At 59.9% G+C, this 16,325-nt stretch carries 12 protein-coding genes; 6 read left to right on the top strand and 6 right to left on the bottom strand.

Annotated features, from left to right (window positions below; translation table 11 throughout):
- The first annotated feature begins 1 nt into the window (after position 1).
- Positions 2–1,930 (top strand): transglycosylase SLT domain-containing protein, encoded by a 1,929-nt coding sequence (locus tag ACYYKW_RS18575; protein WP_464990791.1) that lies wholly within the window; start codon positions 2–4, stop codon positions 1,928–1,930.
- A 93-nt stretch (positions 1,931–2,023) separates the two neighbouring features.
- Here ACYYKW_RS18575 and ACYYKW_RS18570 read toward each other — a convergent pair whose 3' ends face one another.
- A complete protein-coding gene (locus tag ACYYKW_RS18570) occupies positions 2,024–3,817 on the bottom strand; it encodes an ABC transporter transmembrane domain-containing protein (protein ID WP_464990790.1) in 1,794 nt (597 codons plus the stop codon).
- 257 nt (positions 3,818–4,074) lie between these two features.
- On the opposite strand from ACYYKW_RS18570, the gene ACYYKW_RS18565 reads away from it, so the two are divergent.
- The gene (locus ACYYKW_RS18565) at positions 4,075–4,254 is read left to right on the top strand and encodes a PA1571 family protein (RefSeq protein ID WP_336357097.1); all 180 of its coding nucleotides are present in this window, start codon (positions 4,075–4,077) and stop codon (positions 4,252–4,254) included.
- 162 nt (positions 4,255–4,416) lie between these two features.
- Here the strand turns inward: ACYYKW_RS18565 and pdxB are convergent, their stop codons facing one another.
- Complete coding sequence (gene pdxB / locus ACYYKW_RS18560) at positions 4,417–5,559, bottom strand: 4-phosphoerythronate dehydrogenase PdxB (RefSeq protein WP_464990789.1); 1,143 nt, start codon at positions 5,557–5,559, stop codon at positions 4,417–4,419.
- Between the two features lie 158 nt (positions 5,560–5,717).
- Between pdxB and ACYYKW_RS18555 the strand changes: the two genes are divergently transcribed.
- Complete coding sequence (locus ACYYKW_RS18555; RefSeq protein ID WP_093099862.1) at positions 5,718–7,127, top strand: MATE family efflux transporter; 1,410 nt, start codon at positions 5,718–5,720, stop codon at positions 7,125–7,127.
- A gap of 135 nt (positions 7,128–7,262) precedes the next feature.
- Here ACYYKW_RS18555 and tusA read toward each other — a convergent pair whose 3' ends face one another.
- Together tusA and rlmM are read right to left on the bottom strand one after the other, a co-directional pair.
- Entirely contained in the window at positions 7,263–7,514 is a 252-nt protein-coding gene (gene tusA, locus ACYYKW_RS18550; protein WP_203418809.1) for a sulfurtransferase TusA, read from the bottom strand.
- Positions 7,515–7,694: 180 nt separating this feature from the next.
- The gene (gene rlmM, locus ACYYKW_RS18545; RefSeq protein ID WP_464990788.1) at positions 7,695–8,768 is read right to left on the bottom strand and encodes a 23S rRNA (cytidine(2498)-2'-O)-methyltransferase RlmM; all 1,074 of its coding nucleotides are present in this window, start codon (positions 8,766–8,768) and stop codon (positions 7,695–7,697) included.
- 222 nt (positions 8,769–8,990) lie between these two features.
- On the opposite strand from rlmM, the gene acnA reads away from it, so the two are divergent.
- Complete coding sequence (gene acnA, locus ACYYKW_RS18540; RefSeq protein WP_464990787.1) at positions 8,991–11,732, top strand: aconitate hydratase AcnA; 2,742 nt, start codon at positions 8,991–8,993, stop codon at positions 11,730–11,732.
- Between the two features lie 285 nt (positions 11,733–12,017).
- Here acnA and ACYYKW_RS18535 read toward each other — a convergent pair whose 3' ends face one another.
- Positions 12,018–12,506 (bottom strand): SRPBCC family protein, encoded by a 489-nt coding sequence (locus ACYYKW_RS18535; protein ID WP_093099856.1) that lies wholly within the window; start codon positions 12,504–12,506, stop codon positions 12,018–12,020.
- A 192-nt stretch (positions 12,507–12,698) separates the two neighbouring features.
- On the opposite strand from ACYYKW_RS18535, the gene ACYYKW_RS18530 reads away from it, so the two are divergent.
- Both ACYYKW_RS18530 and ACYYKW_RS18525 read left to right on the top strand, forming a co-directional pair.
- Complete coding sequence (locus ACYYKW_RS18530; RefSeq protein ID WP_093099853.1) at positions 12,699–13,619, top strand: ADP-ribosylglycohydrolase family protein; 921 nt, start codon at positions 12,699–12,701, stop codon at positions 13,617–13,619.
- A gap of 58 nt (positions 13,620–13,677) precedes the next feature.
- Complete coding sequence (locus ACYYKW_RS18525; protein ID WP_464990786.1) at positions 13,678–14,082, top strand: lysozyme inhibitor LprI family protein; 405 nt, start codon at positions 13,678–13,680, stop codon at positions 14,080–14,082.
- Positions 14,083–14,183: 101 nt separating this feature from the next.
- Here ACYYKW_RS18525 and mrdA read toward each other — a convergent pair whose 3' ends face one another.
- Positions 14,184–16,076, bottom strand: coding sequence for a penicillin-binding protein 2 (mrdA, locus tag ACYYKW_RS18520; RefSeq protein WP_464990785.1), 1,893 nt, complete (start codon positions 16,074–16,076; stop codon positions 14,184–14,186).
- Positions 16,077–16,325: the final 249 nt, after the last annotated feature.

Raw genomic sequence — 16,325 nt, 5'->3', positions numbered from 1 at the left:
CATGCGCAGTCGCCTTTTCAGTGTTTTGTCCTGTTTGTTTTTCACCGCCGCTGCCGCTCAATCCGCCCAGGCGGTGGACCTGTCCACCCAACGCCAGTATTACGATGAAGCCAAGCGCGCGCTGGCCAAGGGCGATACCGGCCCGTATTTCCGCTACAGCCAGGCGCTGGCCGATTATCCGCTGGAGCCGTATCTGGCCTACGACGAGCTGACCGCGCGCCTGAAATCGGCGAGCAATGCCGAGATCGAGAAGTTTCTCGCCGAGCACGGCGACCTGCCCCAGGCCAACTGGATGAAATTGCGCTGGTTGCGCTGGCTCGCCGACCGCGGCGACTGGGCAACCTTCGTCAAGTATTACGACCCGAAACTCAATTTCACCGAACTCGACTGCCTGAACGCGCAATACCAGATCAGCCACGACAAGAAGGCCGAGGGTTACGCCAACGCGGAAAAACTCTGGCTGACCGGCAAATCGCAACCGGCGGCGTGTGACGCGCTGTTCGGCATTTGGGCGGCTGACGGCCAGCTCACCGAACAGAAACGCTGGGAACGCACCAAACTCGCCGCACAGGCGCGTAATTATCCGCTGGCGAACAGCCTGATCAACGGCTTGACCACCCTCGCCCCGCGCGGTCGTTTGCTGGTCGATGTCGCGCAAAAACCCGAGTTGCTCAATCAGCCGTCGCGCTTTACCCCGGCGGATGAACCGATGTCCGACGTGGTCAGCCTTGGCCTGCGCCGCCTCGCCCGTCAGGACCCGGACAAGGCCATGGCCCTGCTCGACGGTTACGCCAGCAGCATGCATTTCTCCCGTGATGAAAAAGTCGCTATCGCCCGCGAAATCGGCCTGACCCTGGCCCGCCGCTTCGACAGCCGCGCCCTCGATGTGATGACCAAGTACGACCCGGAGCTGCGCGACAACACCGTTTCCGAATGGCGCTTGCGCCTGCTGCTGCGCCTGGCCCGCTGGGATGACGCTTATGAACTGACCAAACGTCTGCCGCAGGATCTGGCCACCACCAACCGCTGGCGCTACTGGCAGGCGCGCAGCCTCGAACTGGCCCAGCCGCAGAATCCACACGCCCAGACGCTTTACAAGAACCTTGCGCGGGAGCGTGACTTCTATGGCTTCCTCGCCGCCGACCGCTCGCAATCGCCGTACTCGCTGAACAACAAGCCGCTGGTGCTCAGCCAAGCCTTGATCAACAAGGTACGCAACACACCGGGCGTGCGTCGCGCGCTGGAATTCCACGCTCGCGGGCAGATCGTCGACGGTCGCCGCGAGTGGTATCACGTCAGCCGGCATTTCAACCGTGACGAAATGGTCGCCCAGGCCAAACTCGCCTACGACCTGAAATGGTATTTCCCGGCCATCCGCACCATCAGCCAGGCGCAGTATTGGGACGATCTCGACATTCGCTTCCCGATGGCCCACCGCGACACGCTGGTGCGCGAAGCCAAGGTGCGTGGCCTGCACTCGAGCTGGGTGTTTGCCATCACCCGTCAGGAAAGCGCTTTCATGGACGACGCCCGCTCCGGCGTCGGCGCCAGCGGCCTGATGCAACTGATGCCCGGCACCGCCAAGGAAACCGCGCGCAAGTTCAGCATCCCGCTGGCCTCGCCGCAGCAGGTGCTCGACCCGGACAAGAACATCCAGCTCGGCGCCGCTTACCTGAGCCAGGTGCACAGCCAGTTCAACGGCAACCGCGTCCTCGCCTCCGCCGCCTACAACGCCGGCCCAGGCCGCGTGCGCCAATGGCTGCGCGGCGCCGATCACCTGAGTTTCGACGTCTGGGTGGAAAGCATTCCGTTCGACGAAACCCGCCAGTACGTGCAGAACGTGCTGTCGTACTCAGTGATTTACGGCCAGAAGCTCAACTCGCCACAGCCGCTGGTGGATTGGCATGAGCGGTATTTCGACGATCAGTGAGAACGAGCTGACGCCGAGCCATAAAAAATGCCCGTATCGTGAGATACGGGCATTTTTTATGGTCGATTACTGGGTCGATTACTGGGTCGGTTACTAGGTCGGTGCTTCATCCGTTGAAACAGACCGACCATCATTGAACTGCAACGCCGCCAACCGCGCATACAACGGGTTACTGGCAATCAGTTCCTGATGCGTACCGATCGCCACAAGCCTGCCCTGATCCATCACGGCAATGCGGTCAGCATTCTTGACCGTGGCCAGACGATGGGCGATCACCAGCGTGGTGCGGTTGTGCATCAGGCTGGGCAGGGCTTGCTGGATCAGGTGCTCGCTCTGCGCGTCGAGGGCGCTGGTGGCTTCGTCCAGCAGCAGGATCGGCGCGTCGACCAGCAACGCCCGAGCGATGGCCAGGCGCTGGCGCTGGCCGCCGGAAAGGCCGAGGCCGCCATCGCCCAGGTGCGTCTGGTAGCCGTCAGGCATTTGCTCGATAAAGTCGTGGGCATGGGCGATGCGGGCGGCTTCCTTGACCTGCTCCAGCGTCGCCCCCGGGCAACCGTAGCGAATGTTCTCCTCAACGGTGCCGAAGAACAACGCAGGCGTTTGAGAGACAAGGGCAAAGCAACGGCGCAGATCCAGCGGATCAAGACGTGTCAGTGGCACGCCGTCGAGCAGGATCTGCCCCGCCAGCGGATCGTAGAAACGCAGCAACAGGTCATAAACCGTGGACTTGCCTGCACCGGACGGCCCGACCAAGGCAAGGGTTTCGCCCGCTTTCACGGTCAGATTCAAGCTGTCGACCGCGTAGCTTTCTGGACGCGACGGGTAGGAAAACCGCACATCCTTAAGTTCGAGTTCACCTTTGACACGGGCCGGCAAGGTCACCAGTCCAGTCGTGGGTGGCTGGATGATGTTCTCCGAACGCAGCAGTTCGGCGATGCGCTCAGCTGCGCCGGCCGCGCGTTGCAGTTCACCGATGACTTCGCTCAATGTGCCGAAGGCGCTGCCGACGATCAGGCTATAGAAAACGAATGCCGCCAGTTCCCCTGCAGAAATTCGCCCGGCCATGACGTCCATGCCGCCGACCCACAACATCACCGCCACCGCGCCAAGCACCAACACGATCACCAGTGTGATCAGCCACGCGCGCTGAAAAATCCGTTTGCGCGCGGTGTCGAACGCCTGCTCAACCGTCAAGGCAAAGCGCTGCTCGTCCTGGACTTGATGGTTATAGGCCTGCACGGTTTTGATCTGACCGAGAGTTTCGGAAACGTAGCTGCCGATGTCAGCGATACGGTCCTGACTCTGGCGCGACAGATTGCGCACGCGTCGGCCGAACAGCAGGATCGGCGCGATCACCAGCGGCAGTGCGATCACCACGATGCTGGTGAGCTTGGGGTTGGTAATGAACAGCAGTACAACGCCGCCGATCACCATCAGCAAGTTGCGCAAAAACAGCGACAGCGAAGAGCCGATCACCGATTGCAGCAGCGTGGTATCGGCGGTGAGGCGCGACTGGATTTCCGAGCTGCGGTTGTCCTCGTAAAAACCCGGATGCAGATACACCAGATGGTTGAACACCTGGCGGCGAATGTCGGCGACCACACGCTCGCCAATCCACGACACCAGATAAAAACGCGCGAAGGTGCCCACCGCCAGCCCGAGCACCAGCAGCATGAACAGCCCGATGGACTGGTTGAGCAAATGCGGCGATCGGGTCATGAAGCCCTGATCCACCAGTAATTTGATGCCCTGCCCCATCGACAAGGTAATGCCGGCGGTCACGATCAGTGCGAGCAGCGCGCCAAAGGCATACCAGCGATACGGCAGGAGAAAATGACTGGTCAGACGCAAAGCGCGCCGGTGCCGGGAAGAAAGCAACGAAATCATGGAATTCACATCCGCTGGGTGAATAGGGCCTGCCTGTTGACTCAGATGGGGTGGAACTCTGTAAATCACAATGAGTCAGGTTAAATATGCCCGTGATCAATGGATGCTAGAAACGATTGGTCTAAGGTTGCGGTTGAGACGAACGGCCAATTCTGTTTGAGTAAGGATGCTGTTCGCCGACCGACCACAGGGAGTTGTCACAGCCCGGTCACGCGGCGGTTTTAATCTAGGCGCACAACCTGATGAGGAGACAGGCCATGTCCTTGCAACACACCAGCGAAGACAAGATTCAAGTGATTCGCACCAAGCCCGATCAGTCTCTGGGTTGCTCGATTATCGATAAGGACGGGCGTGAAGTACCGATCACTGAAGACATGATCCAGGACGCGTGCCGCGAACTGGAAAAGCGATTGGTCAAGCCTGCCGAACAAGAGTGATATAACCACCGTCTTCCTGACCCGGCCCTGTTTGCCGGGTTTTTTATGGGTGCAATTCTGGATCTGTATTGCAACCTTCGCGAGCAGGCTCGCACAGAGGGTCTACGGCGTACGCAGAACCTGTGGGAGCGAGCCTGCTCGCGAAAGCGTCGCCTCGGTTTTCTAGACTGCCACAGCCCCCAGCGCCGCTACGATCTGCGCCAATGCCGGCGCCTCCCCGTCAACCCGCACTTGCAGACCTTCAATCTCGCGCCGCACTGGATACTGCTTGCGCAGCACATCAAACGCCGCACGCTGCTCAGCGACATTGCCTACAAGGCTGCGGCGAAAATCCGCATCGTCACGGCGTGGGTCATATACACCACGACACAACATGGCCAGCGCCCACGCCGGATCACTGTCGGCGTGCAGCGTCACTTGCGCCAACCACGGCGCCGGCAGCAGCTCAGCGAGCTGAATGCTCGCGGGTTGGCCGATAAAGGCGCAAAACGCCTGATAGATCTGCGCCGTGCCGCGCTGCTTGCCATCAAGGCTGTAACCGGCGATGTGTGGGGTCGCCAGCACGCAGAGCTCAGCCAAGGCGACGTCGACTTCGGGCTCGGCCTCCCAGACATCGAGCACGGCCTGCAGATCTTCCCGCTCCAGCAGCACCTGACGCAGCGCGGCGTTATCTACCACCGGGCCACGCGCCGCGTTGATCAACCATGCGCCGGGCTTGAGCTGGCGCAAACGTTGCTCATCAAACAGATGCCAGGTTGCGCCTTCACCGCTACGTGTCAGCGGTGTGTGCAGGCTGATCACATCGCACTGCTCGATGATCTGCTCCAGGCGAACGTAATCGCCGCCTCCGGCAGCCTGACGCGGCGGGTCGCAGACTTTCACATTCCAACCCAAGCCTCTGAGCACGCTGATCAAGCGCCCACCGACTTCGCCTGCGCCGACGACACCGTAGGTGCGCCGAGCCAGATCGACGCCTTCGATTTCAGCGAGGGTCATCAGACTGCCCAGCACATAATCGACCACACCGCGTGCATTACAGCCCGGCGCGCTCGACCAAGTGATTCCGGCCTGGTTGAAATAATCCAGATCCAGATGATCGGTGCCAATCGTGCAGGTGCCGACAAAGCGCACCTTGCTGCCCTCCAGCAGCGCTCGGTTGACCTGGGTCACCGAGCGTACGAGCAGTACGTCGGCCTGCTCGACCGTCGCACGGTCGATGGCACGGCCAGGCACTCGGCGGATCTCGCCGAACCCGGCAAAAAAGGCATCGAGCAGCGGGATATTTTCGTCGGCAACAATCAGCATGGCGGGCTCCTTGGGCGGATCGGCAGTTTAGGTGCAGATCGCTTCCCGGGCCAGCAGCCTTTGCGCTTACAAATCCGCTACGAGGATTTTTCCTGACTGCAATGTCAGCGGCGTAGAATGCGGCGCCTTGCGCATCAACACCTGTGGACGTTTTGCCTGTGAATTCCGTTACTGATCAACCTGTCGCCGTTAGCCTTTCTCGCCCCGCGCGGATTCGCCTGGAGCTGAAAACCCTGCTCGCCCTGGCCTTGCCGATCATCATCGCGCAACTGGCGACCACCGCCATGGGCTTTGTCGATGCGGTGATGGCCGGGCGTGTCGGGCCGAAGGACCTGGCGGCAGTGGCGCTGGGCAACTCGATCTGGGTGCCGGTGTTTCTGCTGATGACCGGCACACTGCTGGCAACCACACCGAAAGTCGCACAGCGCTTTGGCGCCGGTACGCACAGCGAGATCGGCCCGATTGTCCGTCAGGCCCTATGGCTGGCGCTGGTGGTGGGCCTGATCGCGACGGCGATGCTGATCGCCGCCGAGCCCGTTCTGCACTTGATGAACGTCGATCCGGAACTGATCGGTCCGTGCATGCAATATCTGCATGGCATCGCCAGCGGTCTGCCGGCGGTGGCGATCTACCATGTGCTGCGTTGCTTCAGCGATGGACTGGGCCGCACGCGGCCGGCGATGGTGTTGGGCCTGTGCGGGCTGGCGCTGAATATTCCACTGAACTACATCTTCATTTACGGCCATTTCGGCGTGCCGGCCATGGGCGGCGTCGGCTGCGGTTGGGCCACGGCGATCGTCATGTGGGTGATGGCCCTCGGCATGGCCGGCTACGAACGTTGGGCACCGGCGTATCGTTCGAGCGAACTGTTCAGCCGTTTCGACTGGCCACAGTGGGCGGTGATCAAGCGGCTGCTGGCGATTGGTCTGCCAATCGGCATCGCGGTGTTTGCCGAGTCGAGCATTTTTGCGGTGATCGCCCTGCTGATCGGCAGCCTCGGCGCCACGGTGGTCGCCGGGCATCAGATCGCCCTCAACGTCAGTTCGCTGGTGTTCATGATCCCCTACTCGCTGGGCATGGCCGTCACCGTGCGCGTCGGTCAGGCGCTCGGCCGTGAGGAACCGCGCGAGGCGCGTTTTGCTGCGGGTGTCGGCATGGCCACGGCACTGGCCTATGCCTGTCTTTCGGCGAGCATGATGCTGGCACTGCGTGAACCGATTGCGGCGATCTACACCGCCGATCCGACAGTGATCCACATTGCCGCGATGCTGATCGTCTATTCGGCGTTGTTCCAGTTCTCCGACGCGATCCAGGTCACCGCCGCCGGCGCCCTGCGTGGTTATCAGGACACGCGGGTGACGATGATTCTGACCCTGTTCGCCTATTGGGGCATCGGCTTGCCGGTGGGTTACGCCCTTGGCCTGACCGACTGGCTCGGCGAACCACGCGGCCCGAGCGGTCTGTGGCAGGGTCTGATTGTCGGCTTGAGCTGTGCGGCACTGATGCTGTCGATCCGCCTGACCCGCAGCGCGCGCAAACGCATCCGCATCAGTCGCTCGGCTGGCTGAGCACTTTCTACCGCAACAAAAAAATGGGAGCCAGCCTGCTGGCGATCGCGGCAAATCAGTCACGGAGATATCGACTGATTTGCCGTCATCGTCAGCAGGCTGGCTCCCACATTTGTCTTAGCGTTGGCTCCGGGCTCAGGCGTCTTTCTTGCGAATCCAGTACAGGTAAGTACCGGCCTCTTCGTGCTTGCCGACCAGTTCATGGTCGAGGAACACGCAGAATTTGGGGATATCGCGCTGGGTCGACGGATCGGTGGCGATGACCTTGAGCAGGCCGCCAGGCGCCAGATCACGGATGTGCTGGTGCAGCATCATCACCGGCTCAGGGCAATTGAGGCCGGTGGCGTCGAGGGTACCGTCGACCGGGGTATCGATCATTTCACTCATGGTTTACTCCTGAAACTGGCCGGCATTGTCGCGCATTGCCGGGTGTTCGGTCACCTGCGGTGTTACGCCACACTGCAGTGGGAGCGAGCCTGCTCGCGAAAGCGCTGGGTCAGCCAATGATGTGTTGACTGACAGATAGCCTTCGCGAGCAGGCTCGCTCCCACAGGGTTTCGTATTGTGTCAGCGGGATCTGGCTTTCTTTGTGTCATGCCGACGCAAATGGCAGGTCACTTCTTCGCGGTCGTGATACAGCTGCTTGCAGCCAATATCGACTTTGATCCCGCGCGCCTTGAAGCCGTCGGCGATGCGTTCGAGCAAACGCTTTACTTCGGCATAACGCTGTTTCATCGGCAGCTTCAGGTTCACCACCGCCTCACGGCAATGGCCCTCTCCGATCCATTCTTCGAGCATCGCCGCGTTACGCGCCGGTTTCTCGACGATGTCACAGACCATCCAGTCCACCGGTTGCTTGGGCTTGAAGGTAAAGCCGTCAGCCATCAGGTGCTGAACCAGCCCCGTGTCCATCAGGCTTTCGGCCATCGGGCCGTTGTCGATGGCGGTTACCAGCATGCCGCGATTGACCAGTTGCCAGGTCCAGCCGCCAGGCGCGGCGCCCAGGTCGACGCCGGTCATGTCGCTGTGCAGACGGTCTTCCCATTGATCACGCGGAATGAAGTGGTGCCAAGCTTCTTCCAGTTTCAGCGTTGAACGGCTCGGCGCCTCGCGGGGGAATTTCAGCCGGGGAATGCCCATCGGCCACATCGCCGAGTTGCCAGCATCGGCCATGCCGAGAAACACTTCGCGGCCACTTTTAAACGTCAGCAGCAGGCGCGGCTTGCTGGGGTCGTCCACCAGTTTGCCGGCAGCGGTCAGGGCTTTGCGCAGCGGGCCTTCGAACTTCTTGCAGAAGTTCGACAGCTCCTTGCCGTCGTTGGTGTCGACCACTTCCAGCCACAGGCTGCCGCAGAGCGGGAACTCGGCCATGTGCGCGAGGATCACGCTGATACGGTCGGTTTCCGGCAAATCGATGAAGAAGCCTCGCGCCCATTGCCGTGGAAAAATCAGCTCGGCGAAACGCTGACCGCGCATCAGGCGCTCGGCGCCGCCTGCTTCGGTGCAGACAAACTCGGCGTACGCTGTAGCCGCTTTGGCCTTGGCGTAACCGGCCACGTTCAGTTGGGTGGCAAGGTCGGAAATCTCCGAACAGACTTCGCCTTCGAAGCCTGGTCGGCAATGCATGAATAGGGTGTTCATTGTTACTCCTGGGCAAAGGACGAGGATTGGTCCCCTGCGCGCTGCTCAAGCCTTGCTTTACAGCAAAGCCTGTCACGAAAACCGGCGCATGATAGCCGATGTTGGAACCTTGGTTCTCGCCACAGAGTCCAGTTAATAGCCAGCTATTCAAAACAGGGCTAGGTTTAATGCTCTGTCCGTTTCCTCAGTCCGTAGCCGTGCGGACTCAAAGGAGTGATCGTAATGCCGTCCCTTGATAGCCTGAAAACGCTCAAAACCCTGCAAATCGACGACCAGACCTACCACTACTTCAGCCTGCCAGACGCCGCCAAGAGCCTGGGCGACCTCGACAAACTGCCAATGTCGCTGAAAGTGCTGCTGGAAAACCTGCTGCGCTGGGAGGACGAAAAAACTGTCACCGGCGCTGATCTCAAGGCCATCGCCGCATGGCTCAAGGAACGCCGCTCCGACCGCGAAATCCAGTACCGCCCGGCCCGCGTACTGATGCAGGATTTTACTGGAGTACCCGCTGTGGTCGACCTCGCAGCCATGCGCGCGGCGATGGCCAAGGCCGGCGGCGATCCGCAGCGTATCAATCCGTTGTCGCCGGTGGATCTGGTGATCGATCACTCGGTGATGGTCGACAAATTCGCCTCGGCCAGCGCGTTCGAACAGAACGTCGATATCGAAATGCAGCGCAACGGCGAACGTTATGCCTTTCTGCGCTGGGGCCAGAGTGCTTTCGATAATTTCAGCGTGGTGCCGCCGGGAACCGGTATTTGCCACCAGGTCAACCTCGAATACCTCGGGCGCACGGTGTGGACCAAGGACGAAGACGGGCGCACCTATGCGTTCCCGGATACGTTGGTCGGCACAGACTCGCACACGACCATGATCAACGGCCTCGGCGTGCTCGGCTGGGGCGTTGGCGGGATCGAAGCGGAAGCAGCAATGCTCGGTCAACCGGTGTCGATGCTGATTCCGGAAGTGATCGGTTTCAAACTCACCGGCAAGCTCAAGGAAGGCATCACCGCCACTGACCTGGTACTGACCGTCACGCAGATGCTGCGCAAGAAAGGCGTGGTGGGCAAATTCGTCGAGTTCTATGGCGACGGCCTCGCTGACTTGCCTCTGGCCGACCGCGCGACCATCGCTAACATGGCCCCGGAATATGGGGCGACGTGCGGGTTCTTCCCGGTCGATGAGGTCACGCTGGACTACCTGCGCCTGTCCGGGCGGCCGCCGGCCGTGGTCAAACTGGTCGAGGCGTACACCAAGGCGCAGGGGCTGTGGCGTCTGCCCGGTCAGGAGCCGCTGTTCACTGACAGCCTGGCGCTGGACATGGGCAGCGTCGAAGCCAGCCTCGCCGGGCCGAAACGGCCGCAGGACCGCGTTTCGCTGCCCAATGTTGCGCAGGCGTTCAGTGATTTTCTCGATCTGCAGTTCAAACCCACTAGCAAGGAAGAAGGCCGTCTGGAAAGCGAGGGTGGCGGTGGTGTTGCGGTGGGCAATGCCGATCTGGTCGGTGAAGCGGATTACGAATACGAGGGCCACACCTATCGGCTGAAAAATGGCGCCGTGGTCATCGCCGCGATCACCTCGTGCACCAACACCTCCAACCCGAGCGTAATGATGGCTGCCGGGTTGCTGGCGAAAAAAGCCGTAGAGAAAGGCCTGACCCGTAAACCGTGGGTGAAGAGTTCGCTGGCGCCGGGTTCGAAAGTGGTTACCGACTACTACAAGGCCGCCGGTCTGACGCAATATCTCGATCAGCTCGGATTTTCCCTGGTCGGCTACGGCTGCACCACCTGCATCGGCAACTCCGGGCCGCTACCTGAGCCGATCGAGAAAGCCATCCAGAAAGCCGACCTCACCGTGGCCTCGGTGTTGTCCGGCAATCGCAACTTCGAGGGCCGCGTGCATCCGCTGGTAAAAACCAACTGGCTGGCCTCACCGCCGCTGGTCGTCGCCTATGCACTGGCCGGCAGCGTGCGCAGCGACATCAGCAGCGAACCGCTGGGGCAAGACCAACAAGGCAATCCGGTGTACCTGCGCGACATCTGGCCGAGCAGCCGGGAAATCGCTGACGCGGTGAATCAGGTCAACACCGCCATGTTTCACAAGGAATACGCGGAGGTGTTCGCCGGCGACGAGCAGTGGCAGGCGATCGAAGTGCCTCAAGCGGCCACGTACGTGTGGCAGGACGATTCGACCTACATTCAACATCCGCCGTTCTTCGACGATATCTCCGGCCCGCTGCCGCAAATCGAGGATGTCAAAGGTGCGCGCGTACTGGCACTGCTCGGCGATTCGGTGACCACCGACCACATTTCCCCTGCCGGCAACATCAAGGCTGACAGCCCTGCGGGGCGTTACCTGCGCGAGAAAGGCGTGGAGCCGCGCGACTTCAACTCCTACGGCTCACGGCGCGGTAACCACGAAGTGATGATGCGCGGCACGTTTGCCAACATCCGGATCCGCAACGAAATGCTTGGCGGCGAGGAAGGCGGCAACACGATCTACATTCCGACCGGTGAGAAACTGGCGATCTACGACGCGGCCATGAAATACCAGGCGTCGGGTACGCCGCTGGTGGTGATTGCGGGCCAGGAATACGGCACAGGCTCCAGTCGCGACTGGGCGGCCAAGGGCACCAATCTGCTCGGCGTCAAAGCGGTGATTGCGGAAAGCTTCGAGCGCATCCACCGCTCGAATCTGGTAGGCATGGGCGTGCTGCCGCTGCAATTCAAGCTCGACCAAAATCGCAAGGGCCTCAACCTGACCGGCAAGGAAACCTTTGAAATCCAAGGACTGAGCGGGGTCGAGCTGACGCCGAGAATGAATCTGCCGCTGGTGATCACCCGTGAGGATGGGCGCCAGGAAAAAATCGAGGTGCTGTGCCGCATCGATACCTTGAATGAGGTGGAGTACTTCAAGGCCGGGGGGATCCTGCATTATGTATTGCGCCAGTTGATAGCGTCGTAATCTGCTGAAACAGAAACACCGCCATTTGGCGGTGTTTCCATTTGAGCGCGTCACTTTTTGCAGGCGAAAAAAAACCCGCCGAAGCGGGTTTTTCCCAAGACCATTATCGACTCCCTGTCGGCAGCGATCCTTGCAATGGTCGATCATCCTTGATCCTGAAACACTCCCTGTGTCTCAGTTGATGTGTGTAGATTACCCAGTGGATCCAATCAGTAATAGTCGTAAAAGCTACCAAGGCGTGTAAGACATTCGCCATACAAGCCCTTCCGAAAACCCCTAGCCGTGTCAGGCGCCACCGCTTTCACGGGCCTTGGCGCTCTCTGCGAGGAAATGCTCGAGTCTGCTCAGTTGCTCTTCCCAGCCGCGACTGTCCATGTAGTACGCCTCTTTCTGGCGAATATCGGGAATATGGGCAAATCCGGATTCAGAGACCTTCAACAGCGTGCCATCCTCGAAATCTTCCAGCTCGAATCTGACCAGCGTCGTCGGCTCCTGGGAGTAATCGATCTTCGGATTGACTGCATACGGATGCCAGCGGAACGAAAACAACTGCTGCGGCTCGACCCGCTCGATCAACACATTCCATAAAACGTGTTCATAACCCGGATAAGTGACCTGCCCTTGCGTCCATTCACCGGCGATGAACCGACGGCCCTCCAGCGCCACGCCAAACCACTGGCCAAACGCCTCGGCATCAACCAAGGCACGCCAGACATGCGAACGCGGCGCCTTGAGCGTGATCTTGCGTTCGAAACTATTGGGTACTGGCTTCATACGTCACCTCCTGTTCTGAACACTAGGCTTGTATGACCACATGTCCAATGTGAAGTTGTATCAAAGCGGTGCAGCCACTTCCGAAAGGAAACATCCTGCTGCCATTTTTTGCCGGTGCCACGATGGATGCCGATCCCCTCTCGCAGCGAAGCTGGTACCTTTGCCAGCGACATGAATGAAAAGGATTGCGTCATGCTGCCATCCCTTGCCGATCGTTATCGCGGTGCCCTTCTCGGTCTGGCGTGCGGCGACGCCGTAGGTACTACGGTTGAGTTCAAACCACGCGGATCATTCCAACCGTTGACCGACATGGTTGGTGGTGGCCCCTTCCACCTCGAACCCGGGCAATGGACCGATGACACTTCGATGGCGTTGTGTCTGGCGGAAAGTCTGCTGACCAAAAATGGCTTCAATGCGGTTGATCAGATGGGCCGCTATCTCAATTGGTGGCAGTGGGGTTATCTCAGCTCGACTGGTGAGTGTTTCGATATCGGCACGACCGTCAGTCAGGCGCTGGCACACTATCAGCAAACCGCTGACCCTTTTGCCGGCTCGACCGACCCATACAGCGCTGGTAACGGTTCGCTGATGCGCCTGGCTCCGGTGGTGCTGTTTTACTTTCCCGATCTCCAGCAGATCCACACCTTTGCCGCCGACAGTTCGCGAACTACCCACGCCGCCCCGGAAGCCATCGAGTGTTGCCAGTTGCTGGCTGGCTTGATCGCCAAAGCCCTTGCAGGCGCAAGCAAAGCAGAGCTGCGCCGGCTGTCATCCGCCAGCTTCTCGCAGCCCAAGGTCGCGGCCATTGCCCGTGGCGATTACCTCAGCCTGTCCGAGGCAGATATCAAAGGCAGCGGCTACAGCGTGCAGTCGCTGGAAGCAGCGCTGTGGTGCTTTCAGCGTACGAACAGCTTTGCAGCAGCGATATTGCAAGCGGCCAATCTGGGCGATGACGCCGATACCACTGCTGCGATTACCGGTCAGTTGGCCGGCGCCTATTACGGCGTACAGGGCATTCCTGCGCATTGGCTCGCTACCCTGCACGACGGTGCAGAGATTGCGGCTATAGCCGACCGTTTGCTCGCAGCTTCCCGAATTCGCCCGACTGAATAAACGCAGCGCAAACGCTACACTGCTCGGCACCAGCCCTTTAATACAGCGAGATCTGACCATGTCCCCGCGCCTGCTTTTGGCTCTGTCGCCGTTTCTGTTCTCCCCGCTCCTCCATGCCGCCGTTGACTGCGCGAATGCCAGCGATCAGGCGACAATGAATCAGTGTGCAGGCCAGGATTTCAAAGCGGCGGACAAGGAACTGAACACGGCGTATCAGCAGATCACGGCACGGTTGAAGGACAACCCGGATGGCAAGAAACTGTTAATCAGCGCGCAGCGCGCGTGGATCGGGTTTCGCGATACCGAGTGCAAGTTCTCCGCCTCGGGCGTCGCGGGTGGAAGCGTCTATCCGCTGATTTACAGCAATTGCATGACCAGCATGACGAAAACCCGTGTTGAATCGTTGAAACAGTATCTGAAGTGCGAAGAAGGTGACATGAGCTGCCCGGTGCCGGGCGCCTGACACCGCTCTGAACCACAGACCCGCTCCCCAGTTGAAAGGCTTCCACTGGAGCGAGCGAGCCTGCTCGAGAAGCTGTCAGCCAGACACTGACCACTGAACGATCAAACGTGCGGATTCCCCGGCGCCTTGCTCGGCACCGCGTACTGCGGCTTGAGATGACCATCCTGATCAAGCAACCAGGCATCCATGATCTGCCGCACCACTGGCCCGGCGACACGACCGCCGGCCTCGCCGTTTTCGATCATTACCGAAATGGCAATCTTCGGATGTTCGGCCGGGGCGAAACCGACAAACAAGGCGTTGTCGCGGTGGCGCTCAAGGGTTTTCTCGCGGTTGTAGCGCTCGCCCTGCTTGATCGCCACCACCTGCGCCGTACCGCTCTTGCCAGCGATGCGGTATTGCGCACCCGCCGCGGCCGCGCGGGCGATACCTCGGGCGTCGTGCATGACCATCTGCATGCCATGGTTGACCTGCTCCCAATCGCGCGGATCCTTGAGCAGGATGTTCGGCATCGGGTGCTCATCGACCGGCGCGACGCCATCGACCGTCTTGGCCAGGTGCGGACGGTTCCACACTCCTTTGTTCGCGATCAACGCCGTGGCCTGAGCCAGTTGCAGCGGCGTGACCTGCATATAACCCTGACCAATGCCGAGGATCACGGTTTCGCCCGGGAACCAGGCTTGGCGCCGTGTAGCACGCTTCCAGGCTTGCGACGGCATGAGGCCGGGTGACTCTTCAAACATGTCCAGCGAGACTTTCTCACCGAGGCCGAACATCGCCATGTAATCGTGCAAGCGATCGATACCGAGCTTGTGGGCCAGATCATAGAAGTAAGTGTCGTTGGAGCGCATGATTGCTGCATCCATGTCCACCCACCCATCGCCGCTGTGGTTCCAGTTGCGATACTTGTGATCGAAATCAGGGAGCTGGTAGTAACCGGGGTCGAACACACGGGTCTGCGGGGTCACGACACCGGCATCCAGGCCGGCAATGGCCACCTCCGGTTTGATCGTCGAGCCGGGGGCGTATAAGCCCCGCAACACGCGATTGAACAGCGGCCGATCTATGGAATCCCGCAGTGCCGAGTATTCCTTGGAGCTGATTCCGGTCACGAACAGGTTCGGGTCGAAGCTCGGATTACTGACCATCGCCAATACCTCGCCCGTCGATGGATCAAGCGCTACCACTGAACCACGGCGATCGCCCAGGGCGGCCTCTGCCGCTTCCTGCAGTTTGACGTCGAGGCTGAGCACGATGTTTTTACCCGGCACCGGATCGGTGTGTTTAAGCACTCGAAGTACCCGACCCTGAGCGTTGGTTTCGACTTCCTCATAACCGACATGGCCATGTAACTGCGCTTCGTAGAATCGCTCAATGCCGGTTTTACCAATGGATTGAGTGCCGCGGTACTCGACCGAATCCAGGGTTTTGGCTTCTTTTTCGTTGATCCGGCCAACGTAGCCGATTGAATGGGCAAAATGCGCCCCGAGCGGATAATCGCGGACAAATTGCGGCTCGACATCAATGCCCGGCAAATGAAACTCGTTGACGGCCAATACGGCGATTTGCTCTTCGGTCAGCTCGTAGAACAGCGTCACCGGGGTAAACGGATGACGGGATTGCTTCATCGCCTTGTCGAAAACCGCGCGATCCTCCGCGGGCAGATGCAAGAGATTGATGACCTCGTCCAGCTCTTGATTGACGTCGCTGGCGCGTTCGCGGGTGATTGTCAGGTTGAAGCTGGGACGGTTATCGGCGAGTACCACGCCGTTGCGGTCGTAGATCAGACCGCGCGTCGGCGGGATTGGCAAGACGTGAACGCGATTGTTTTCCGAGATGGTCGAGTGGTAGTCGAACTCCACTACTTGCAGGATGTACAGGCGCACGACAAGGGCGCAGCTGATGGCAAAGACGAACAAGGCGCAGGCAATCAACCGCTTGTTGACCAGACGCGTCTCTTTTTCGTGGTCCTTGATCGGGATGGCTTCAGGCATTTCTACAACAACTCTTTGACATGAATGAATGCCGATCCATGGGCATGGCAGCTGTCCGTAAAAAACGAGCTGCACCATACCAAAAACTGCCCGGCCACTTCAGGACGTTTTCTTTAATAAGGGTAGTTGGAGAGAATCAATGCATCGGCGAAACTTTTTCGCAGGCAAAACAAAACCCCAACTGCTTTCGCAATTGGGGTTTCGGAATTTAATCTTGACGATGACCTACTCTCACATGGGGAAACCCCA

Source organism: Pseudomonas sp. 15C, from assembly GCF_055484735.1.
Note: the sequence above shows the minus strand (reverse complement) of the source record. Positions and strands in the feature narration are given on the sequence as shown.